Below are 23,271 nucleotides of genomic sequence, written 5' to 3'. Positions count from 1 at the left end.
AGAGGGGAAACGGGGAAGGAGGGGGGGAATGGATTAATCCTTGAACTGCTCGGCCGCAAGCTTGCCGACATGCCAGTCGAAATAGAGGATGTTGAAATCGTTCCCGTGGGGGATGTCCTTGTTGAGTATCCAGCCCGCAGCGGTGCCGGGATTCCTATCCGCGTAGCCGAGCGCGCATTCACGGATCGCCCATGTGCGGGAAAGACTGACGCTCGCACCGAGTCGCGAATATGTTATCGGGTTGCTCGGACTGTTGTAATTTCCCCACGGATTGGTTGTGGGGTTGGAATCGCCATCAAGATGGACTCTCGTATTGAGCAGCCGGGAGATGATTTCCTCTTTCCTGCCGGTTTTCGATTGCGACGGGCGTTTGTAGGTCGAGGGGCATTGAAAGACCTCCGGATAGACGCGCCCGTTCGCTGTGCCCAGAGGGATGCCGATGTAGGGCTTCAACCGCGCGGCCATTATCTTGTTTTTTTCCTCGTCGCTGCCGCCGGGGTTGAACCACGGGATTACTCGCTGATCGGGGTGGGGACCAATCAATGTGTCCCTGTTGTCCACCATGTAGGCGGCAATCGCCGTGCCGATTTGCCGCATCCGCCCGAGGCAGACGCTGGCGTCCGCCTTTGCCCGCACCGCGCCGACCGTGGGAATAAGTATGGCGGCGAGGATGCCGATGATGGCGATGACCGTGAGCAGTTCGATCAGGGTAAAGGCGGCGCGGCAGTTCGTTTTCATGGGGAAGCGGATAGCACAGGGGACAGGGATGGAGACGGAAGGGGTAACCGGAAAGCAAGGTTTCAGCGGCGGCGGAAGACCAGAAACAGACCCGCCCCGCCAAGACCGAAGATCAGCGCCACGGTCGAAGGCTCGGGAATGGGGGTGCCGGTAACCTGAAACTGCAGGAGATTGCCATCGCCGCCGTAGAGGAAATTGCCGGACCAGCCTTCGGAAGCGGCAAACCGGGAGAGGTCGATGCCTGGCGTGGTGCCGCCAAAGTCGATCAGGTCGATGGTCGTGCCCACGACGCTGGCGGAGGAGCCGGTGAAGTCGAAAGTGATGATGCCCGCTCCGGTCTGCGAGCCGACGAGGGAATCACCCACAAGCACGATTTTGTCGCCATCGAGGTTAAACTTGATGGTGGCATTGCCAGCGAATACGAGGCCCGCTCCGGAGGTGCCGGTGATGGTCAGCGTGCCGGTGGTGGCGACGCCAGCGTCGTTAACATCGCCGGGGTCGAGAACCGCGCCGTCGGCGAGGATGATGGTTTTGTCCGCCGCCAGGGTGATGCTGCCTGTGCCGCCAAGCGTGGCGCCAGAGGAAACCGTGATGCCCGTGCCCGAGCTGCTTGAGATACCGGTGACGGTGCCGTTCAGATAAACCGAGCCGCCGGTGATCTGCGCGCCACTCGTCCACGCCGAAATCGCGCCCGTAAAACGAATCCGTCCTGCGCCGTCTTTCGTGAAGGTCCATTCCCGCCCACCCCTGGTCCAGGTGCCCGCATAAGTCGTGTTCGTTGCTTGCACCAGTGAAATTGCACGATTGCCCCCCGCGTTTATGGCGGTGATTTCTGCGCTGGAACTCGTGCCGGAAAGTTCGCCCAGCGTCACCGTGCCCGTGTTTTGATTGAGGACCAGTTTGCCTGTCCCGTTCAGCGCGATTTTTGTGTTCGCACTCGTGGCAGTCTGGGAATTGATGCGGATTTCTTTACTGTTAGTGGAATTCGCGGTTCCAGACGTCGCCGTGCTGGCTTCGGTGATTTTTCCATTCCATGCGACCCCCCCCTCAAGAATGAGGCGCGTGTAGCCAGCACTGATACTTTTCCACGTCAGATCTCCGCTGGACGCACCGTTCACCGTAAGCGTCTGGCTGCCCGTCGCGACAGTGGTGATCGTCACAACCGAGCCATTGGAAACCGTAATGCCGTTGACGGTGGGAAAATCAGCCGACGCTATCCCGTCGAGGGAGATTTGCGCCGTGGAACGCGTGATGAAAATGGAGTCTCCTGTTGTGGCGACATTCTCGCCAATCGCGCCGTCCGGCGAGGTGGCCCAATTCGCGTTTCTCCAAGCGTTCACCGCCGGGCTATTGGCATTCCAGTATTTGTCCGCCGCTGAAAGCGGGCGGCCAAGGGGCTGCAGCAGGACAATCGCCAGACAAAACAACGGCCAAAACGCCGCGCGAGTATGAGGGGTAGAAGGATATTTTTCGAGGTGTGCGTTTTTGTGGTTCATGGGGAAAATCGGAGACGACCCTTTGTGCGCGGAGCCACGCCCCCATGCGACTTACTTTTTGTGCTAGTCCTAACACAACCAGTTCTCCACGATCCCGATTTTCACCCAATCCCATGAAACCCCCCACCATGCAGATGATTGCCGACCAGGCCGGCGTGTCGCTGATGACCGTTTCCCGCGCGCTGAAGAACAATCCCCGCCTGTCTCTCGCCACGCGCGAGCGTATCCGTAAAATCGCAACCGGGCTCGGCTATCGTCCCAATCCGCTCGTTTCCGCGCTCATGGCCCAGATCCGCCACGCCCGCGCGCCCAAGGTGTGGCCGACGATTGCCTTTCTCACCGCTCACCCGGACGAGGTCTACACGCGGGCACACACCTACAACGCCCGGATTCATGCGGGCGCCGCCGAACGCGCCGTCATGCTCGGCTACCGGCTGGAACGCTTCTCGCTCGCCGAACCCGGCATGACCGGCGCGCGGATGCGAGGCATGCTCCTCGCCCGCGGCATTCCCGGCGTGATCCTGCCTCCCCTGCCCGATCCGATTCCCGACATCGGTTTCGACTGGTCGCCATTTGCCTGCGCCACCGTCGGTTATTCCTACACCACACCTGCCCTGCATCGCGCCGCCAACGACCAGTTCAACACCATCCGCACGGCCGTCCACCGCCTCACCGGACTCGGCTACGAACGTATCGGCCTCGCCATCCGCCACGAGGACGATCACCGCGTGGAAAACAAATGGGGGGGCGGTTTTTTGTCGTTTCACCCCTATCTGCCGGCGCGACGGCGACTGCCTGTATTTTTGTGGCATTACGCCCGAAACCAGCCGCGCGCCTGTGCACACACACGCGCAGGCGAAGAAGGCTGGGAAGACTGGGAAGGCAGCGGCGAAATGCCCTCCGGCTTCTCCGCCTGGTTCCATCGGCACAAACCCGACGCGATCATCTCGCTGCAACCGCTCATGGTCCGGACGTGGCTGAAGTCGCTTGGCGCGCGCGTGCCCGAAGACGTCAGCCTGGTAAGCCTCAATCTCCAGCATAACCAGTCCGGCTTCAGCGGCGTCGACCAGAACAATGCCCTCCTCGGGGCCGCCGCCGTCGAACTCGTCGTCGAACAGATCCACCACAACGAACACGGCGTGCCCGCCCGCGCCAAGACGGTCATGATCATGGGTGACTGGGTGGAGGGTGCGACAACCCGCCGGCAGAAGCCGCCAAAACGCCCGACAGTGCCTGCCCCTGCCGCCACGCCCGTGGAGTGAGAAAGGGAAAACCCGAGACTACATTTTTAACCGCGAATAGACGCGAATCCAGAAAGACGGATGAAATACATCTAGAAATTGAACAGAAGTTAAGAAGGACACGAAGGCACTTCCGTTCCCGTAACCACTTTCCGTATCCGACACCTCTAGTGTCCTGTCATCTAAATATATTAAATAAAGAGTGAAGGACGTGTGATGATGTGATTGAATCAGGGATATGGAACGAGGACGCCCAAAGAAGCCATTGGTGTTGAGCGAGGAGGAGAAGCGGACGCTGGAGTCGCTGGCGAGGCAAAGGAAGGCGGGAGTGGCGGAGGTGACCCGAGCGAGGATCGTGCTGGGGTGCGCGCAGGGCATGACGAACAAGGAGGTGGCGAGGGAGGAGGGGGTGAGCGAGCCGACGGTGTGCACATGGAGGGAGCGATTTAGACTGGAACGGCTGGCCGGACTCGGGGACCTGCCGAGGGCGGGGGCGCCGCGCACGGTGGAAGACGAGCAGGTTGCGCAGATCGTGCGACGCACGCTGCAAACCAGGCCAAAATCGGCGACACACTGGAGCACGCGCACGATGGCCAGGGAGGCCGGCGTGTCGCACCAGACCATCAGCCGCATCTGGCAAGCCTTCGGGCTCCATCCACACCGGCACGAGTCCTTCACGCTCTCCACCGATCCGCTTTTTGTGGAGAAGGTCCGCGACGTGGCGGGCCTCTACCAAAGTCCCCCGCAAAACGCGGTGGTCTTCTGCGTGGACGAGAAGAGCCAGATCCAGGCCTTGGAGCGCTCCCAGCCCATCCTGCCCATGGATCTGGGCCGGGCCGAGCGTCACACCCACGATTACTTCCGCCATGGAACGGTATCCCTGTTTGCCGCACTCGAGGTGGCCACTGGAGAGGTCTGGGGCCGCTGTCATGCCCGCCATACCCACAAGGAGTTCCTCGCATTCCTCAAACAGATCGAGGATCGCACCCCTGCCGGTCTGGACATCCACGTCGTGCTCGATAACTACGCTACCCATAAAACTGATGCGGTCGTGCGCTGGCTGGCCCGCCACCCCCGCTGGCACCTGCACTTCATCCCCACCCACAGCTCCTGGCTCAACCAGGTCGAACGCTTCTTTGCCGAACTCACCCGCAAACGGCTTCAACGCGAAAGCTTCCTCAGCGTGCAGCAACTGCGCTCGGCCATCTCCGACTACCTTAAAACCCACAACCAAAACCCTCGCCCCTTCCTCTGGACCGCCTCCGCCGACATCATCCTCGGCAAGGTTGCCCATTTATGTAAGAAACTTCAATGACAGGACACTAGAGCGGTTCAAATAAAGCTGTAGCCGTTTTTTAACCACGGATTTCCTGGGGCGGCTTGCCGCAACCGAAGGGAGAAGGATGGCCACGAAAAACACGAAAAAACACGCCGCGGATGAAATCCTCCATCGCGCTTATAAGCGCGCGGGAGGTTCCCGCCGGGCAGAAGGGATTTTTGTGCTTTTTCTGGCTATCCCGGTTTGAAAAAGGCCGAAATCGACCGCCAATGAACCGCATTTTTTGCCGCAAAAGAGCGCAAAGGGTCTTTTGGCAGGGAAACTCTCCACGGCGCTTATAAGCGCCATGCAACGCTTCATAAGCATGGGGATATTTGCGCCCTTTCGCGGCAAAAAATCCGGAGCACCCGGGCTCCATCCCGGATTGAATCCGGAACGCATCCGTACCGAGCGAAATCATGCGCTTCCGCGCACGATTTTTCAGGGCAGTTTCGCGGATGATCACGGATTCAAACCATGCCTTGCCGCTTCCTTCTTATCCGTGTGCATCCGTGATATCCGTGGTTCTGTTTTCAGGACCCTGTACCGCTACAATTTTTTAAAAAATGCTCTAAAGAAAACGTCACAACCACCCAACTACCTTCCAGCCACCTCCGGCTCTTCGTGATCTTCTTAACTTCTGTTCAAAAAAAACAACAGATCCTCCCCGGAGAATTGCCACGACTGACAGACTCCCGGCGAATGACATCCAGTTTTCCCAGAATCAACTCACCCGAATGCCGGAGTTCCTGGTGATTGTAACCCTCCCAAAAACGCACCTTGTCACCGGCTGGCTTCCGGACGGTTTTGCGAAGGCGTCGTTTGTGCGTGGCGATCATGACAGGAAACAACTGCCCGGTTTGAGGCGGGAGTCAAGGAGTCGCCACCGCCCCTCCCGCCTGCCCCTGCCGCCACGCCCGCGGAGTGAGACCCGTCGCGCGGCGGAAGTGATGACAAAAATGCGCCGCATCCGTGTAGCCGCAGGCGGCGGCGATCTCCTTGACCGAAAGCGAGGTTTCCGCGAGTTGCCGCTGCGCCTTTTCGAGGCGCCGTCTCTGACGAAATTCCCGCGGCGCCTCTCCGTACTCGGCACGAAACCTCGCCGCAAACCGCCCCGCTCCCAGACCATGATAACGCGCCAGCTCCGCCACCCGGAGCGGCGAGGCCAGGTTGTGTGCCAGCGTGTGGGCCGCCGCGCGCACCGCCTGCGTCCGCCGGTGAGGCGCGGGGACGTTCCCCGTCCTCCCCTCCCCGACCGCCGCCCGCGCGATCAGGATCAGCACCGAACGCAACGCCAGCTCCACCCGCGCCTCCGCGCCCGGCATATCCGGCTGTTGCGCCTCCCGGTAAATCACGCCGCAAAGCCCCTCCATGTCTCCCCGCCAGGGACCGGCCACAAGCTTCTCGCCGCAACAAGCCCGCAACCCCTCCGGCTCCTGTCCCTTCGCAAAATCGAACCCGATCCACGCCATCCGCGCCCGCTGCCCCGCCGCCACCTCCTCGCTGTGCTTGCGATGCGGCGCCAGCAACAGCCATTCCCCGGCCGGCAACGCCACCCGCCGCCGCCCGAGCCTCCAGCAACACGCCCCCTCCAGCACCACTGCCAGCTCGAAAAACGGATGCTCGTGCCACCTGCCCTCGTATCCGCCCGGCCAGGAATGAGCCTGCACCACGGCAATCCGCAGCCGCGGCGCAGTTTCCCATAATTGTAAATTATTCGACAATCTGGCATCAAATTTCCATTTCAGGATCAAATTTACAATAATTATCTCAAACCCTGGCTTGTCGTCCAACGAGCCGCGCCTGTAGTTTCTCCGTCACGATGACATCTTCCCCCTCCGCTCCCGCGCCCCTTCGCTGGGGTATTCTCGGCACCGGCCGCATCGCCGCCACCTTCGCCCGCGGCGTCGCCGCCTCGCAACTCGGGCAGCTCGCCGCCGTCGGCAGCCGCACGCCCGAAGCCGCCGCGAAATTCGCCACCGAACACGCCATCCCGACCGACCGCGCCCATGGCAGCTACGAGGCGCTGTTCGCCGACCCCGATGTCGATGCCATCTACATCGGCACGCCCCACCCCCAGCATGCCGCCTGGGCCATCCGCGCCGCCGAAGCCGGCAAGCACGTGCTCTGCGAAAAACCCCTCGGCCTCAACCACGCCGAAGGCATGGTCATGGTGCAGGCTGCGCGCGATCACGGCGTAGTGCTCATGGAGGCGTTCATGTACCGCTGCCACCCGCAAACGGCGCGCATCGTCGAACTGATCCGCGAAGGCGCGCTCGGCGAGGTGCGCGTGGTGCAGGCCGCCTTCAGCTTCCGCTCCGGCTTCGACGCCAACTCCCGCCTCTGGTCCAACGCCGCGGGCGGCGGCGGCATTCTCGACGTGGGCTGTTACCCTGTTTCCATGGCCCGCCTCGTCGCCGGCGCCGCTTCCGGACAACCGTTCCTCAACCCGACCAAAGTCACCGGTGCCGGCCATCTGCATCCGGAGACCGGCGTGGACGAATATGCCGCGGCCACGCTCGATTTCCCCAATGGCGTCGTCGCCCAGGTCTCCACCGGCATCGGCGTCACCCAGGATAATGTCGTACGCATCTACGGCACCGCCGGCTGGCTGCACATCCCCTCGCCGTGGGTCGTCAGCCGCGACGGTGGCGCATCCAGGATCACACTCCATCGCGCGGGAGCCGCCGCGCCCGAAGAGATCGTCATCGACGGCGCCCCGCTCTACGCGCTCGAGGCCGATGCCTTCGCCCGCGCCGTCCGCGCCGGCCTGCGCGACGTGCCCGGGATGAGCACCGACGACACCCTCGGCAACCTCGCGACGCTCGACCAGTGGCGCGCCGCCATCGGTCTCGTCTACGAAGCCGAAAAACCGGAAAACTACACGCAAACCATCGCCCGCCGTCCGCTCGCCGCCTCCCCCGCCGCGGATGCGGCGAGTGTTCAGGGTTCCCGGTTCCCTGTGTCAGACTGTCGGCCTGCGGCCTCGGTACAGGGTTCAGGCAACAACTCCAGACCCGAAACCCTGAACTCCAAACCTGGCGGCGGCAGCCGCGCCGCCGCCATCCCGCACGCGCCGCTTCCCGGCGTGGAAAAATCCGTATCGCGCCTCGTCATGGGCTGCGACAACCAGCGCACCATGCCGCACGCCGCCGCCATGTGGGACGATTTTTTCGAGCGCGGCGGCAACGCCTTCGACACCGCTTACATCTACGGCGGTGGCCTCATGGAAAAACTGCTCGGCCAATGGATGCGCCACCGCGGCGTGCGCGACCAGGTGGCCGTCCTCGCGAAAGGCGCGCACACGCCCGATTGCACGCCGGAGGGCATCACGCGCCAGCTCGAAATCTCGCTCGACCGCCTGCAAACCGGCTACGCCGACGTGTATCTGATGCACCGTGACAATCCCGACGTGCCCGTCGACGAATTCGTCGACGTGCTCAACCGTCACGCCCAGGCCGGGCGCATCCGCATCTTCGGCGGCTCCAACTGGAGCCGCGAACGCGTGGTGGCCGCCAACGAATATGCACGCAAACACCGCCTCCAGGGCTTCGGCGCATGGAGCAACCAGTTTTCCCTCGCCCGCCTCGTCGAGCCGATGTGGGGCGGCTGCCTCAGCGCGAGCGACCCCGCCTCGCGCCACTGGCTGCTCGAAACCTCGCTGCCGCTCTTCGCGTGGTCGAGCCAGGCGCGCGGTTTCTTCACCGACCGCGCCGGCCCCGATAAACGCACCGATGCCGAACTCGTGCGCTGCTGGTATTCGGACGACAACTTCGCCCGCCGCGAACGCGCCGTGGAGCTGGCCGCGAAAAAAGGTGTGTCGCCCATCGCCATCGCGGGTTCGTATGTGCTTTCGCAGCCCTTCCCGACCTTCGCCCTGATCGGCCCGCGCACCATCGCCGAGACGGTCAGCTCGCTGGAATGCCTCAAGGTTCCGCTCACCCTCGACGAACTCGCCTGGCTCAATCTGGAGAAGGACACGCTCTGACGTAACGTGGCGCGGGCGTCCCGCCCGCAAGGAGCAGCGGCGTCCTTCGTGTAAAATCAAACCATCAGAGACTCCGGCATCATACCTCGGTCCGATGCCGCTTGCGCCAGGCCAGCGGCGTCATGCTCGCCTTTTGCCGGAAAAACCGGTGAAAATACTGCGGTGAACTGAAACCGCACTCCGCCGCGATGTGCGACACCTTGTAGTACGTCCCCTGCAACAACCCCCGCGCCCGCTCCATCCGCAGCGAATCGCGCAACTCCACAAACGACATCCCCGTCGCCTCCCGCACGGCGTGCGTCATCCGGGTGGCGGACAGCCCCAGGTGCTTCGCCAGATCGCCCAGCGAGGGATTGGTGCGCGCGTTCTTTTCCAGAAACGCCTGAATCGCCCCGCGGCGAAACCCCTGCGACGTCTCGCTGTTGAAACGCGGCCTCCGCAGATGTTCGCCGAGAAACGCTGCCAGCATCCTCGCCAGCCCGACCGCCCGCCGCCGCGCCGCCGCCCGCAGAAACGGCAGTCCCGCCGGCTGGTCTGCCCGCGTGCGAAACTGCCCCGCGAACACCACGCCGGCCAGGGCCTCGTCTGTGAACAACGGCATGATGATTTCGTCCGCGCCGGCGTGGCACGTATTCACGAAAATACGACGCTCCTGTTCGCAACGTTCCGGCACCGCCCGCAAGTCGCAATCCCGGCACCGCATGTTGAGCTTCAGCCCCTCCTTCACATGCATGCAAAACGGGGACAGATGCAGATGGTAGTTCGGCTGCGCAAGCACCTCCCCCAGCACCGTCCCCCGCGCATGCGATGCCGGCAGCAGCTTGATGCACACCGCCAGTCCGGTGGCCTCCTCGAACGCCGCCAGCGCCTCCACGATCTCGTCCTGCTCCCCCTCCCCGGCCCCGCCGCCCGCGCCTGTCCCGCCGTCGTCGCGGGATTCCCCGGTTTCATCGGCCTGTCCCCCCGGAATCTGTTTTTTCGCTCTCATCAGGTGTCATCATGCACTGAAAACAGCCGAAAACTACACTTTTTTGACCGGTTCTCCCACTAGCCGCCCGGGCGCCCGCACGCTATGATAGCGTCCATGTCCACATCGCCCCTTTCCACTGCGCACGCATCCTCCGGCACCGGCACTCCCGCCGCAGCCGCCTTCACCTCCGTTTTCGAACGGACTTTTGATGCGGTCGTCGTCGGCGCCGGTTTTATCGGCCTGACTGCCGCCCGCCAGCTCGCCGCCGCCGGCCATGAGGTGCTGCTCGTCGAACCCTCCGGCGACCTGTTGTGGGAAGCCACACGCGCCCTTGAAAACACCGCCGGCGCCTCCCCCGCCCTCCCCGCTGCGGCCCGCACCGGCTGGACGCAATGGCTCGCCGGTATCCCGGTCCCCGGTACATCGAAAAATGTCGCGCCCTCCGCCGGCGCCGCTCCCTGGTTCGACCCTGCGCTGGCCGAAATCGCCGCCGGCAAGGAGCTGCACGACACCCTCGCAGCCGCCTCTTCCGCGGCCCCCGCCAACCTGCAAACGCTCCTTTACGCCGCCCCTCTCGCCGTCTCACTCGCACCCGACGCCGGCGCCGGCCAGCGCCTCGCCGCGCTCACCCTGGCGACCAAGAACGGCGCGCGCACCGTGCGCGCCCGCCACTGGATCGACGCCACCGAACAAGGCTCGCTCGCCGTCCTCGCCCGCCCCGATGCCGCCGCCCTCGCGCGCACGCCGTCGGCGCGTTACCGCAGCATTGTCCTGCAATCTTCCACGCCCGAAAAACTCGATGCCGCCGCCGAAGCCTTTCGCGCCCGCCATCCCGAAGTCGAATGGCTCGGCTCCTCTCGCGCCACCGAACGCCGGCTGCGCCTGGCCGTCTCCGCCGGCACGCCCTGGCATCGCGAAGCGGTCGCGCTTCTCCGCGATCTCCGCTCCGCGGTCAATGCGGCCGATGCCACCGCCGGTTTTGTTGTCAGCCACACCTCGCTGCGCGATTTCCCGGTTTACGCGGCTGCTCCGGCCACCGCCACGCCGGCCGCTGCCTCGCCTGCCTGGCATGAAAACCTCGCCGTGCTCAGCCCCGCCTTCCGCCCTGAAGCCCTCGCCACTCCCGCCGACCGCTTCGCCCTCGGCTTCCTGACCACCTTGCCGCCTGCCCGCGAGAGCCAGCAGATCCCTCTGTCACAAACCCCGCCGCCGCTTCCCGCTCCGGCCGCGCTTCCCGCCTTTGAAGTCGTCGTGGCCGGCGCCGGGACGGCGGGCGCCCACGCCGCCATCGCCGCCGGCCGGGCCGGCGCGCGCACACTCGCCCTCGACCACACCACCTACCCGGGCGGTGTCGGCACCGGAGGCGGCATCTGCGGCTACTTCCATGGCAAACCCGGCGGCCTCCAGGAAGAAATCAACGAACGCACCCGCGAGATGAGTTCTCTCCTCACCGGCATCCCGGCCGAAAAAATCCGCGGCTGGCACCACGACGCGAAAAAATTCGTGCTCCTCGAAATGTTCGACGAGGCCGGCGTCACCTTTATCGGCGACGCCCTGCTCTGGAATGTCGAAAAAACCGGCGCCGCCGTCACCGCAGCGCTCGTCCTCGTCGAGGGTCGCCTCACGCGCATCCCGGCCACGGCCTGGATCGACGGCACCGGCGACGGCGACCTCGCCGTGCAGGCCGGCGCCGCCTTCGTCACCGGACGCGAAGGCGACGGCCGCACGCTCGCCTACAGCCAGTCCATTTTCGGCATCGGCCCGGCCGGCGAAGTGCCCGGCACGCTCAACGTCGGCTCGTGCAACTTCGACGCCGGCTGGTGCGATCCCACCGATCCCGAAGATCTCACCCGCGCCCGCCTTCACGGCATCGCGCAACACCTCGCCCCCGCGCTCGCCGGCAAGACCTCGCCCGTCGCCGTGTCGCCGCTCCTCGGCCTGCGCCAGTCGCGCCAGATCGTCACCGACGTCGCCCTCACCTTTGCCGACATGGTCAACCGCACGCGCTTCGACGATGCCGTCGGCGAGACCGACACGGTGGCCGACACCCACTCCGTGGACTTCGAGTTCGAGAACGACGAAGCCGTGTTCTATTACTGGGCCTGCCGCCTCTTCCGCCAGCCCCAGCGTTGCGATCTCCCCTACCGGATGCTCCTCCCGCGCGGTCTCGCCAACGTCTGGGTCCCCAGCCGCGCCACCGGCGTGACGGTCGAGGCCGCCTACGGCATGCGCATGCAGCGCGATCTCCAGCGCCTCGCCGAGGCCGCCGGTATCGCCGCCGCCCTCGCCGTCAAGAATCCGGCCACGCCCGGCGCCGCCCGCGCCGTCGACCTGCACGCCCTCCAGACCGCGCTCGAAACCAGCGGCGCGAAACTCCCGGCCACATCCGCCGACTCCGCCGCGCCGGCCGGCAGCGAGCTTCTCGCCGCCCTCGATGAAGGCCGCCCCGGCCTGCACCTCTGGCAACTCGCGCAGGACCCGGCCCGCTTCCGCGCCGACGTCACCCGCCGCCTCGCATCGGAAAACCCGCGCGTGTCCTTCTACGCCGCCACCGTTCTCGCCAACTGGCCCGATCCGGCTCCGGAAGTCGAGACGCGCCTCCTGGACGCGCTCGCCGCGCGCGAAACCGGTCCCACGCCCGAGGAATATGCCGTGCCCGGGGCGCACGGCCAGATCATCGATGTGCCTTTCTGGACCATCGCCCTCGCGCTCCTTCGCCGCGTCGGCACCGCGCGCTCGCTCCCGGCCTTGCGCGATCTTGCCCGCGAACCCGGGCGGCCGCTCAACCTGCGCACGCTCCTCGCCCGGACGCTGGAGCGCCTCTCCGTCCGCCTCGGAGATTCGCCCGTGCTGCGCGAAGCACTTGACGCCCTCCTTGCCGGGACGACATCCGCGGACGGGCTGCTGCCCACCTCGCGCTCTCTCTGGAAATCGCTGCACGGCGAGGAGCAGATCACGCTCCGCAACGACCGCGGCGCCGACACGCGCCAGGATCACACCTGGCAGTTGCACCTGATCATCGCCCGCACCCGTCGCACGCTCGGCCTGCCCGAGCAGGCCGCGGCGACCGCCTTCCGCCACGATGCCCGCGCCTACGTGCGCGACGCCTTCGCCCGGGGGTAGAGCAGTTCAAGACGGAAACCGGTAACCGCTAAAAAACGCTGAAGAACGCTAAAATCGAACCAGGAGGGGGGGGAGGGGAAAGCCGGGATGGGAGTAGTCTGGTTTTAGCGGATTTTAGCGTTCTTTAGCGGTTCAAGAATCATCACCCAAACGCTGTGAAATACCGGCATGGCGAGTTTCGGCTTCCAGCAGGTCGTTTTTGAAAAGAACGCCTGCAACGCCCGGATGCCTTCGCAACGCCAGCGCCACCGTTGTCCGGCTGATACCCAATTGCGTCGCCAGTTTCCGCACCGTCGGCGGCGTGGCGCGTCCGTCATGGACGAGGAGCTTGCGGTTACGGACTTTGGGGGGCACGCGCAGTTTGTTGAACAAAACTGCCATCCAAGGCAACTCACGGAGCCAACTCCGATGCCAATCGCCCCTTCAAATAATCAGGGTGCCGGTTCCTGTGAACCAAACCGAGGATGTAAAGTGTTTCGGATTTGATCGCATAATAAACCAGATGCGGAAAAGGACGGCATTGCCGGCATGGATGGCCGTGCGGACCGACGTGATCCCCTCCGCCTCTGCTGATAATCGTTTGGATGGTTTCCTTTTACGCGTTCGTGAAAATCATCGCCCAAGTGATCGGAAATCGAGGCGTACCGGGTCTCCGCCTCCAGCAATTCCCCTTTGAAAGCGGAACTGGAAACGACCCTCATGCCTGTGCGCCAAAAACCTCCTCGAACGACATTCCCGCATCACGGCCCGCTTCGAGGTCGGCCAAGCGACTCCGTAATTCCGTGACAATCTGTCCATCGCTTCGCGGATCATCGCTGAGGTGTTCCCTGACATCTCGCAATCCGGCCAGGAAATCCATAACCGCCTCCCGGGTGATCGCGGTTTTGGTGCTGTTCCTGCGTTTAGCCACGCGTCCCAATTCGCGTTCGATTTTTGGTGGTAATCTCAATGTGATCGTGCCGTGAAAGTCGCGCCGGAGCCGGTTCGGGTCAAGGCGTCAGGCGGAGGTTTTGCGCGGCCATCGCTGCTGCACTTTCCGGAGAAACGCATCCGCCTCACAAGTGCGGCCCTGTTGCACGTCTTCAAACCCCTCGTCCAATGCCCGGCTCATGCGCAGGGACTCACTCAAACCGGCCAGCCGGGGAGAGTCATCCGGCAAGGCATCAACGAGAGCATGCAATTCCTGTTTCAGCGTCATTGGTATATGGGGCACACGTTAAGTGCCTTGTCCTTTTGGGCAATCCTTATGGTGGTCCGTGTATCCCCCCTCCGGAAGCCTTCCCTGACGAGAGCCTGCCATCGTGACCCGATTCGGCTTCAAGACACAAACCGGTAACCGCTAAAAAACGCTGAAGAACGCTAAAATCGAACCGGGAGGGAGCTGGCATGGGAGTGGTCTGGTTTTAGCGGATTTTAGCGTTCTTTAGCGGTTCGAGAATCATCACCCAAACGCTGTGAAATACCAGCATAGTGAGTTTCGGCTTCCAGCAGGTCGTTCTTGAAAAGAACACTGAAAACAACCTTACGTCCCGATGGCAGTCATTCCCGCCTCGCCACCGTCGGGCCGTCCACCCACGTCCCCTCGATCATCGTAACCGTCGGCGTTTGCGGGATGCCGATCTCGTTCCGGAAAAGCTGGCTCGCCAGCAAGTCCATCGCCGCCGCGCCCACGCCGCGGTTGTCTTGCAGCATACCCGCGATTTGTCCCACCCGGTCCACGACATCAAGCGTCGCATAACCCGCATCCTCGGGCACGCCTATGCCGTTCTCCCGCATCCATCCGAGAGGCTGGTCCTGCCAGATGCTGATAACCGCATCCGGTTTTTCGCATGCGAACCACTTTCGGAACGCTGCCGGATCGGTGTAGTCCGGAAACAACAACGGCTCCACCGGCTCTCCTCCGTGCACCCGCTGCGCCCCGAGGCATCCCGTCAACCAGAGATGACGGACACGTTCGTCATCCAGCGCGTGCATGGCCATCCCGATACGCCGGTAGCCCGTTTTCCGGAGATGCGAATAGCAGGACATGGCCAGGTTGACGTTGTCATGCACCGCCCGGTGCAATGACACCTGACGGAAGGAATACCCGATCGTCACCACCGCATGTTCCGTCCAGTCCAGTTCCAGCGTCCGGTGGTTGATCCCGATCGGAGCCAGCACCGACCCTCGCACGCCGCGCGCCGTCAGGACTCGCGCTGTCTGGCGCGAGTGTTCACCGACGGTCCCCATCCATACCGGTTGCAAATCAAAACCCAGTTCCCGCGCGCGTTTCCGCGCCCCGTCGAACTGCTGGACAAGCGACGGATGCCTTCGCCAGTCGTCCTCCGTGTCGCAGGATGTCAAATACGCCACCACTTCTCCCGTCGGCTGAAGCCGCTGCCGCTGCCGCACCTGGGCCATGAGCGCGTTGACCAGCGGATTTTTCCGATAACCCGCCTTGTGAGCCGCTGCCTGCACGAGCCTGCGTGTCTCCACGGAAACTCTCGCCGAATTGCGCAATGCGAATGCCACCGTCGTATGGCTGATTCCGAGCTGCGCTGCCAGTTCGCGCACGGTCGGCGCCCTCGCAATGGCGCCTGCTTCTGCCTTCCTGACCGCAGTGCGGCCGGCACCACCGGACCGCTTCTTCGAAGGAGTCCCGCCCGTCTTCGATTTTTGCCTTCGGGAGTGATGCGCCCGGTGTCCGGAGTTTTTTTTCGGGGTCATGCTTACGTGTAAGCAAACACCCGGATTGCACTGTCCGTCAAGATGGAGTCCTCTGCAGCCGTTTCCTGTAAAACCTTCGTCAAATCCCCATGAACAATTCCTTCCGTTTTCATCCGAACCCTTCCCTCTCCACGGATATCGGCTTTCCCTCCTCTGCCTCCCGCCAGCCGATCAGGGCTTTCACGCTGATCGAATTGCTCACGGTCATTGCCATCATCGGCATCCTGGCGGCGATCATCATCCCGGTGGTTGGCAAGGTCCGGGAAAGCGCCCGGAAAATGCAGAGCATCTCCAACGTCCGCAGCGCCGCTCAGGCCGCTTTGCTTTACGCAAATGACAACAAGGACGCCCTTCCCCACGAGAGAGACACCAATCTCGGAACCTACAGCATTGTCGCCCGAAATGCGCTTGAGCCCTACTTCCCGTTCAAGAGCGAGGCATGGTATGATCCGAAAGTCGTCAAGCTGCAAAATCGGGATAACTATGCTTACGGCAGCGCCGATTATCTGTGGAGAGGACGAATCCGATATAACGAAGGATTAACCGGCGGGCTGGTTACCTATGGGAATAAACGCGGCTTGCCGATCCGCGTATCGACAATTGTCCGGGCATCGGATGCCTTTCTCTACGCCGTATTCACATCCAATGGTACCGGGGGGCAGTATGGAGGATTTTCTCCCGTCGGATTTGCGGACGGAAGCGTCAAAATGGTCAAGGACAACGGTGATCCCAATAAATCCCCCAGTGTCATTGCTGACTACCGCAACAACTCCGTCCCCGAACAACCTTACGGCCTGAGAGGCTTTGACTGGTAACCTTCCCGACTCGGGAAACAGCCCCCTTCGCCCAGGACCAGAATCACCACCCATCATGAAAACAACACCGCTTAAAATCGGTGCGGGGCTTTGCCTTGCACTCGGCATGACCACCGCCGCAAGCGCGGCCCTCGTTATCGACGCGGGCAGCATTGTCGATAACACATACTCCTATTCGCTCAACTTCACGGATACGGCCCAGTATACTGCCGCCACGTCAAAAGTAGCGGATGCCCCCTGGACGGCTACGGGCAACAAGTTCGTCGACGATGTGCTGTCGTTCTCCAATATCCACATGACCGTCTTCAACGGAGGAACCCGTTCCTCGGTTTCCCTGATCAACGGAGCCACCGATGGCGAGTTTGTCTACAAGTTCGATTTCACCGATCTGAACTACACCGTCAACAGCTTTACCATCAGCGAGGTTGTCAGGCGCGAGCAGGATGGCACATGGCTGTCTGACGGTGACAAGCGAAATCTTACCGGTTTCACCTCCTGGTACAGCACGGACGGTGTCAATTGGTCGCTGCTGCATGAAGTGGAGCCCGCAAAAGGGTATATGGGACAAACTACCTTCACGGATACGGTGCCGCTGGCCGAGACGACATCCATTGTTTACTACAAGGTTGTCCTTTCCTCATCCGGTCCACTTGCCGGCAGCTACACCGGAGAATCCAACAATGGTCACACCGGTGTTAACTGGAACTATACCACCAATACCAGTACAACCAGTGGTTTCTTCACCGCTTCCTTTGACCTTGCCACAATCCCCGAGCCCTCTGCCTGGGCCGCGCTGCTCGGCGGGGCCGGCCTCCTCACCGCCATGATCCTCCGCCGCCGCAGATATCAATAATCCTCCCGGCTCCGCGCATTGGTATTTCCGGGACGCGGAGCCATCATCCGCGTCCCTTTTCATTTCCTGTTTCCATTCTCCGAACCGTCATGTTTCCGCGCATCTCCACCCTTCCACTCCTCGCACTTGTCGTCCCTCTTGCCTTTACCGGTGCCGCCCCTGCCCGCGCCGAACTCGCCATCAAGCCCGACGACATCCACAACGGACGCTACATCTACCGGCTCACTCGCGAGGACATGCAGACCCTCACGCCGGCCTCGGGCAAGATCCCCGACTGGGACTGGATCGATGTCGGCAACAAGTTCTTCGATGACGTCCACTCGTTCTCCAACCTCCGGATGCAGGGCGGCGCCTGGGCCTTCATCAGCATGAAACCGGGTGCGTCCGCCGCGGAGTTCGTCTACAAATTCGATTTCACTCCCGCCGGCGTCCGCCCGGTCGGCATGCGCCTGCGCGAGATCGTGCGCATCGAGCAGGATGGCGCCACTTACCAGAAACGTTCCCGCACGGGCTTCACGTCCTTCTACCGCGTCGGAGAATCCGGAGAATGGATACCGCTCAACAGCGCCGCGCCCGATGTCGGCTTCCGTGGCGACAAGGCGTATCTGACCGATCCCCTGAAGTTCGACGCCGGCGCCTCGTCCGTCGTGTATTACAAGGTCGTCTTCATTTCCGACCAGCCCGTCAGCGGAGGTTATCTGAAAAAAGGCCAGCCGGGCGGCAATCCCGACCGCGGAGGCCCTCTCTGGAACCTGACCCGCCAGGATCAGCCCGACCGTTTTTTTCAGGTCGTATTTCAGGTGGAACCCGCGAAGTAAACAATGCCCTTTCCCGTCTCGCAGATCCCGTCTTTCCCATCCGTCCGATGATTTTTCGCTCTCGCCACATCCGCCTCTCCCTCCTCGCCTCCGCGCTCGTCGTTGCCTCCGTTCACGCCGCCGCTCCGGCCGACAGCCAGCGCCGCATCATCGACGACTTCGAGGACGCCGGCACGTGGCGTCAGCGTGAGGCGCGCGGACAAAAACCCGGAGCCTGGTTTGCCTCCGATGTGTTTCTCGGCGGCTCGCAAAAAGAAAAACGCCACGGTGACTACGTCGGGGAGTTCCGCTTCGCCGCCGACCCGAATGCCATGCCGCCCGCGCGTTTCGGTTTCGAACGCGTGAAGGCCACCCTCCTCACGGTCACACCCGACGGCATCGAATTCGACGCCAACCCTGCCGGGCACAACGCCGCTCTCCGTTTCACTCTCCGCGACGCCCGCCGCAAGTCCTTCGTTACCCCCCCCGTCCAGCTCTCCGGCCCGGGCTGGAAATCATATCGCCTCGATCTGGGCCCCGCGACCGTTCCGGACTGGGCGCAGATCAAATTCCCTGTCCACCTCCAGCGCGTGACGCTCGAAACCGACGCCAGCGGCGATGGCAGCGTGTTCATCGACGACCTTGCCTTTACCGGCCGGTTCTCCCCCGCCGCCCAGCTCGCCATCCGGCCCGTGGCGCTCGATGCCGGTCGCACGCTCGCCCACGATCCCGGCAAACCCGTGACGCTCGTCTATCGCGCGTCCAACGCCCTGCCCTCTCCGCTCGACGCGACCGTTGCCGTCCGCCTGCACACCGCCGAAGGGGCGTTCCGTCTCGAAAAATCCGTTCCCCTCCGCCTTCCCGCCCGCGGCCACGCCGATGCCATCCTCGATCTCGGGATGCTCCCCGTCGGCGCCTGGCAAGCCGATGTCACTCTCGAAGCCATCGCCTCCGGCACACCGCTCCGGGCAACCTGTGACGACCCCTTCGGCGTCTTCATTCCCAACAACCGTCGCCTCAACACCCGTCCCATGTGGCTTGGTGTGCAGGACCAGCCCATCTGGGAAGCCGAGACCGAACGGACTCTCCATCTCGAATGGGCCAGGCAACTCGGCTCCGATGCCGATCGCCTGGCCGGTGGCGGCGGCCGCCTCGAAAATCGTGACGGTCACTGGAATCTCGATGGCTGGAAACCCATTCTCGACGGCTACCGGGCCGCCGGCATCGACGTGCTGTTCACCTTTTTCGAGCTGCCCACCTGGATGACCACCAATCCCCGGGACAACCGCACGCCTCCCAAGGACTACGCCCGCTTCGAAAAACATGCCGCGGAGTTCGGCGCCTTCATCGGAAAGTATCCTTCAGTCAAATACGTCCAGTTCTGGAACGAACCCGATTCCGGAGGCCCCGGCGTCGGCCACGGCTTTTTTCACGGCACGCGCGAAGACTACCTGAAAATGTTCTCCACATTCAGCCGCGGCTTCCGCTCCACCAACCGGACCACGCTCCTCACCACCGGCGGCCTCACCCTTGCCGACGAAATTGCCGGCACTTCCCGCGGTGCGATCATCGACCATGCCGGCGATTACGACATCGCCGCCTTTCACGCCCACGGCTCGCTCGAAAACTACGAAGGCAAGCAACAAAAAATCGAAGGCTGGCTGCGCGAGGCCGGTATCGAAAAACGTATCCTCAATTCCGAGACCGGCGAACGCAGCGGCTACACGCCCGCCGGCCGGTTCCGCCAGGCGATCACCCTCGTGCAGAAAATCGCCTACGCCAAGTCCCGCCCTTCCAGCGAACTGTATCTCTGGTTCACGCTTCAGGACTACTGGGACATGGACGCCGAAGCCGACGACTCTTTCGGCCTCGTCACCTCCGACAACCGTCCCAAACCCTCCTTCGTCGCGTACAACGAACTCATTCGCCAGCTCGCCAACACCGATCCCGTCGGCGAAGCTGAACTCGCTGCCGACGTCCGCGCTCTCAAATTCCGTCGCGACGACGGCAGCCTCGTCTACGTCTGCTGGCTCCAGGGCGGCAGCACCGGCGAGCAGCTCTGGCTGACCGTTCCCGAAGGCCGGGCGCTCACCGTCACCGACCTGTTTGGCCGCGCCGCTCCCGCACCGCAATTCGGCCGCACCGCCGTCGTCGCGCTCGGCGACGGCCCCGTCTATCTCACGACCGGCGCGCCCGGCGACGCCGGCGAACTCGCCGCGAGTCCACCGGCCGATATTTTCCTGAACGTGCCTTCCTCCGTCACCGTGGACGGGGACAACGGCGGCACGCTTCCCCTCGCCTTCCGTGAACCGCAATCGCACGTCGCTTCGGGTCGCATGTCGCTTCGTGATGCCGGATCTGCCGGCGCCGATGCTCCCGTGTGGACACAACCCTTCACGCTCGAAGCCGGCGCCACCTCTCCGTTCTCTGCCAACATCCCCGTTGCGCTCGCCACCACCGGTGTACTTGTCGACCGTCTCATGACGCTCGACATCCGGTGGCAGGACCAGCAACTCGCCCTGCCCGTGCGCATCGTCGGCGCATACCCGGTGCGCCGCCTGCCCGCTGCCGGCGGCAACCCGTTTTCGTCCGGTCAGGCCGAGGTCATTGCCACGCTTCCCGCGATCACGCTCGACCGGCAATCCGACGTGGTGGAATTTGCCTTCGATCCGAGCATCACACCCTGGCGCGGCCCGCAGGATCTTTCCGCCACCGCGCGCATCGCGCATGACGGACGCGGCCTGTATTTCCGTTTCGATGTCACCGACAACAAACACGTGCAGGTTTCCACGCCTTCGCGCCTCGATCGTGGTGACAGCGTGCAAATCGCCATCGCCGGCACCGGCGAACATGCCGGCCACGTCACCACCCTTTCCCTCGGCCTGACGGACAAGGGCGAGCAGGTCATCTGGTGCACCCGCTCGACAGGCCCGGCGCCCACCGGACGCTGGGACACGCCGCTGCGCATCGACCGCACCGGCAACCTGACCCGCTACGAAGCGTGGGTGCCGTTCGACAAACTCGGCATTGGCTCCATGCAGGACGCCGCCAGCCCCCTGCCGTTGCGGTTTTCATTCATCGTCAACGAAGACGACGGGCAACGCCCCGACCGCTGGCAACGACGCGTGCGCTACCTGCGCTGGAAAAACGGCATCGCCAACGAAGCCGACCGCCTCGGCCATGCCATCCTGCAGCCCTGAGCCTCGTCCGTTCACCATGACCGAGTCCCGCCGCCAGCAACTCCTGCACGCCATCGTCGATGCCTGGGATCATCAATTCGATCCCGGCACCGGCCTGCTCCCGCCGCCGGCGTCTCTGTCATGCAATCTCTATTACGCGCTCGCCCTCCTCGAAACCGCCGAGCGCTCCCGCATGGGACGCGCCGAGGCCCTCGTTCGCCGCATCGCATCCTCACAGCCGCCATCCGCCGCCCATGCGTGCGGGGACATCGGAGTGCCCCTCCTTCTCATCTGGCATCGGCATCACCTCCGCCTTTCCTCATCGCTTCAACCGCTCATCATCGACACCCTCCGTCAAACCGCCAGCGCCCCTCCTGACGCCGCCAACCGGGCAATCCCGCCAACTCCCGCCTCCGCCGCGGCCATCTTCATTCAGCTCGCCGTCGCCGAACTCACCTACGACGCCCCGCTTCTCGCCTCCGCGCTCCCCCGTTTTCAGCAACTTTGCGACGCCCTTGAAAACGGTCGCGCTCCCGCGCCCCCTGCATTCGCCGATTTTCTCCTCATTCTTCACACCATGGAGAATCATCTCCAATCGCCCGGCATCGCCGCCCGCCTCGTTCCTGTTCTCCTTCGCCTCTGGGATACCCTTGACCTCTCGTCCTCCCTCCGCTCGCCGATTCTCGCCATCCTCATCGAGCGCGCCACCCCGGGCCCTGTCGCAGCCGGCCCGCTCGAAAAATCCCCACTCGACATCCCCTCGCTCAACGCAGCCGCGTTGCTCCATTCCCTCACGATCAACCTCAATTTTTCATCTCCGCTGCAAGCCGCTGTCGCCTAAAAATCGACACCTGTATTCAAAATACGGCGCTCCTCTGATCGCCCGTTTCCGCTGCATGATCCATGCAGGTGAATGCGGCGGCGCCCAATGCGCCCGCCCGTCACCGCCGCGCCACTGTCGGCCCGTCCACCCAGGTGCCCTCGATCATGGTCACGGTCGGCGTTTGCGGGATGCCAATCTCGTTGCGGAAGAGCTGGCTCGCCAGCAAATCCATCGCCGCCGCCCCCACCCCGCGGTGATCCTGCTGCATCCCGGCGATCGTGCCCACCCGGTCGCCGACATCGAGAGTCGCATAGGCGGCATCCTCCGGCACCCGCAACCCGGCCTCGTTCATCCAATCGATCTGCTGGTCAAGCCAGATGCCAATCACGGCATCCGGTTTTTTGCTACGCAGCCATTTCCGGAATGCGGAGGAGTCCTCATAACTCGCAAAAATCAACGGCCTGACCTCCGCTCCGCCATGCACTGCAGCCGCGCCGGCCGCTCCCGTGTGCCACAGATGTTTGACGCGCGCGTTGTCCTGCTCCGAAATGGTCAGCCCGATGCGACGGTATCCGAGCTTTCGCAGATGCTCGTAACAAGCCCGCACCAGTCCGATATGGTCATGCACCGCCCGGTGAAGCGAGACCTGGCGAAACGAATAACCCGTCGACACCACCACGTGCCCCGTCCAGTCCAGCTCCAGCGTCCGGTGATCGATGCCTATCGGGGCAAGGATCGATCCACGCATTCCCCGGGCCGCCAGCATCCGCGCAACCTGACGGGATTGCCCTCCCCGGTTTCCCAGCCACACCGGCTGCAAATCGAACCCCAACTGCCGCGCCTGATCCCGGGCGCCTTCGAATTGATGAACATGCGACGGATGCCGTTTCCAATCGTCCTCCGTGTCGTGGGAAGTCAAATACGCAACCACTTCTCCCGTTGGCTTCAACCGGTGCCGCTTCCTCACCTGGGTCATAAGCGCATTGACGAGTGGATTTTTCTGATACCCCGCCGCCTGCGCCGCCGCCAACACGCGATCGCGAGTCGCCGCCGCCACGCTCGGATGCCTTCGCAAGGCCAGAGCCACGGTTGTTCGACTGATTCCCAGTTGCGCGGCAAGCTCGCGCACGGTCGGTGGCACTTGCTGGGATAAAGGTGTGGAGATCTCAGGGGACATCTGACGTGTCAGATAATGGGCCGATTGCAATATCCCGTCAAGCCAGC

At 63.4% G+C, this 23,271-nt stretch carries 18 protein-coding genes; 9 read left to right on the top strand and 9 right to left on the bottom strand.

Features of this window, described 5'->3' with window-relative positions:
• Window positions 1-33: 33 nt before the first annotated feature.
• Window positions 34-738 (bottom strand): N-terminal cleavage protein, encoded by a 705-nt coding sequence (locus OPIT5_14340; GenBank protein AHF91215.1) that lies wholly within the window; start codon window positions 736-738, stop codon window positions 34-36.
• A gap of 62 nt (window positions 739-800) precedes the next feature.
• A complete protein-coding gene (locus OPIT5_14335) occupies window positions 801-2,234 on the bottom strand; it encodes an anchor protein (GenBank protein AHF91214.1) in 1,434 nt (477 codons plus the stop codon).
• 113 nt (window positions 2,235-2,347) lie between these two features.
• On the opposite strand from OPIT5_14335, the gene OPIT5_14330 reads away from it, so the two are divergent.
• Window positions 2,348-3,496, top strand: coding sequence for a LacI family transcriptional regulator (locus tag OPIT5_14330; protein AHF91213.1), 1,149 nt, complete (start codon window positions 2,348-2,350; stop codon window positions 3,494-3,496).
• A 568-nt stretch (window positions 3,497-4,064) separates the two neighbouring features.
• Window positions 4,065-4,790: an integrase gene (locus tag OPIT5_14325; protein AHF91212.1), complete on the top strand. Its 726-nt coding sequence runs from the start codon at window positions 4,065-4,067 to the stop codon at window positions 4,788-4,790.
• Window positions 4,791-4,830: 40 nt separating this feature from the next.
• Here OPIT5_14325 and OPIT5_14320 read toward each other — a convergent pair whose 3' ends face one another.
• Both OPIT5_14320 and OPIT5_14315 read right to left on the bottom strand, forming a co-directional pair.
• Window positions 4,831-5,259 carry a hypothetical protein gene (locus OPIT5_14320; GenBank protein ID AHF94393.1) on the bottom strand — a complete coding sequence of 143 codons (429 nt, stop codon included), beginning with the start codon at window positions 5,257-5,259 and terminating at the stop codon, window positions 4,831-4,833.
• A gap of 406 nt (window positions 5,260-5,665) precedes the next feature.
• Window positions 5,666-6,547 (bottom strand): AraC family transcriptional regulator, encoded by an 882-nt coding sequence (locus tag OPIT5_14315; protein AHF91211.1) that lies wholly within the window; start codon window positions 6,545-6,547, stop codon window positions 5,666-5,668.
• Between the two features lie 68 nt (window positions 6,548-6,615).
• Between OPIT5_14315 and OPIT5_14310 the strand changes: the two genes are divergently transcribed.
• Entirely contained in the window at window positions 6,616-8,781 is a 2,166-nt protein-coding gene (locus OPIT5_14310) for an oxidoreductase (protein AHF91210.1), read from the top strand.
• A gap of 79 nt (window positions 8,782-8,860) precedes the next feature.
• Here OPIT5_14310 and OPIT5_14305 read toward each other — a convergent pair whose 3' ends face one another.
• Window positions 8,861-9,769, bottom strand: coding sequence for an AraC family transcriptional regulator (locus tag OPIT5_14305; protein AHF91209.1), 909 nt, complete (start codon window positions 9,767-9,769; stop codon window positions 8,861-8,863).
• 96 nt (window positions 9,770-9,865) lie between these two features.
• On the opposite strand from OPIT5_14305, the gene OPIT5_14300 reads away from it, so the two are divergent.
• Complete coding sequence (locus OPIT5_14300) at window positions 9,866-12,874, top strand: FAD dependent oxidoreductase (protein ID AHF91208.1); 3,009 nt, start codon at window positions 9,866-9,868, stop codon at window positions 12,872-12,874.
• A 697-nt stretch (window positions 12,875-13,571) separates the two neighbouring features.
• Here OPIT5_14300 and OPIT5_14295 read toward each other — a convergent pair.
• From OPIT5_14295 to OPIT5_14285, 3 genes are all read right to left on the bottom strand, one after another.
• Window positions 13,572-13,784 (bottom strand): hypothetical protein, encoded by a 213-nt coding sequence (locus OPIT5_14295; protein ID AHF94392.1) that lies wholly within the window; start codon window positions 13,782-13,784, stop codon window positions 13,572-13,574.
• A gap of 87 nt (window positions 13,785-13,871) precedes the next feature.
• The gene (locus OPIT5_14290) at window positions 13,872-14,078 is read right to left on the bottom strand and encodes a hypothetical protein (protein ID AHF91207.1); all 207 of its coding nucleotides are present in this window, start codon (window positions 14,076-14,078) and stop codon (window positions 13,872-13,874) included.
• 335 nt (window positions 14,079-14,413) lie between these two features.
• Window positions 14,414-15,580, bottom strand: a complete 1,167-nt coding sequence (locus OPIT5_14285; protein ID AHF91206.1) for a transcriptional regulator — start codon at window positions 15,578-15,580, stop codon at window positions 14,414-14,416.
• An 89-nt stretch (window positions 15,581-15,669) separates the two neighbouring features.
• Between OPIT5_14285 and OPIT5_14280 the strand changes: the two genes are divergently transcribed.
• From OPIT5_14280 to OPIT5_14260, 5 genes are all read left to right on the top strand, one after another.
• Window positions 15,670-16,395, top strand: a complete 726-nt coding sequence (locus tag OPIT5_14280; GenBank protein ID AHF91205.1) for an N-terminal cleavage protein — start codon at window positions 15,670-15,672, stop codon at window positions 16,393-16,395.
• A gap of 55 nt (window positions 16,396-16,450) precedes the next feature.
• Window positions 16,451-17,248 (top strand): glycosyltransferase family 1, encoded by a 798-nt coding sequence (locus OPIT5_14275; protein AHF91204.1) that lies wholly within the window; start codon window positions 16,451-16,453, stop codon window positions 17,246-17,248.
• An 89-nt stretch (window positions 17,249-17,337) separates the two neighbouring features.
• Window positions 17,338-18,066 carry a hypothetical protein gene (locus tag OPIT5_14270; protein AHF91203.1) on the top strand — a complete coding sequence of 243 codons (729 nt, stop codon included), beginning with the start codon at window positions 17,338-17,340 and terminating at the stop codon, window positions 18,064-18,066.
• A 47-nt stretch (window positions 18,067-18,113) separates the two neighbouring features.
• Window positions 18,114-21,245, top strand: coding sequence for a hypothetical protein (locus tag OPIT5_14265; protein ID AHF91202.1), 3,132 nt, complete (start codon window positions 18,114-18,116; stop codon window positions 21,243-21,245).
• Between the two features lie 16 nt (window positions 21,246-21,261).
• On the top strand, window positions 21,262-22,065 hold the full coding sequence (locus OPIT5_14260) for a hypothetical protein (GenBank protein AHF94391.1): 804 nt from the start codon (window positions 21,262-21,264) through the stop codon (window positions 22,063-22,065).
• A 100-nt stretch (window positions 22,066-22,165) separates the two neighbouring features.
• Here the strand turns inward: OPIT5_14260 and OPIT5_14255 are convergent, their stop codons facing one another.
• A complete protein-coding gene (locus tag OPIT5_14255) occupies window positions 22,166-23,224 on the bottom strand; it encodes a transcriptional regulator (GenBank protein ID AHF91201.1) in 1,059 nt (352 codons plus the stop codon).
• Window positions 23,225-23,271: the final 47 nt, after the last annotated feature.

Source organism: Opitutaceae bacterium TAV5, assembly GCA_000242935.3.
Lineage (GTDB): Bacteria > Verrucomicrobiota > Verrucomicrobiia > Opitutales > Opitutaceae > Geminisphaera.
Note: the sequence above shows the minus strand (reverse complement) of the source record. Positions and strands in the feature narration are given on the sequence as shown.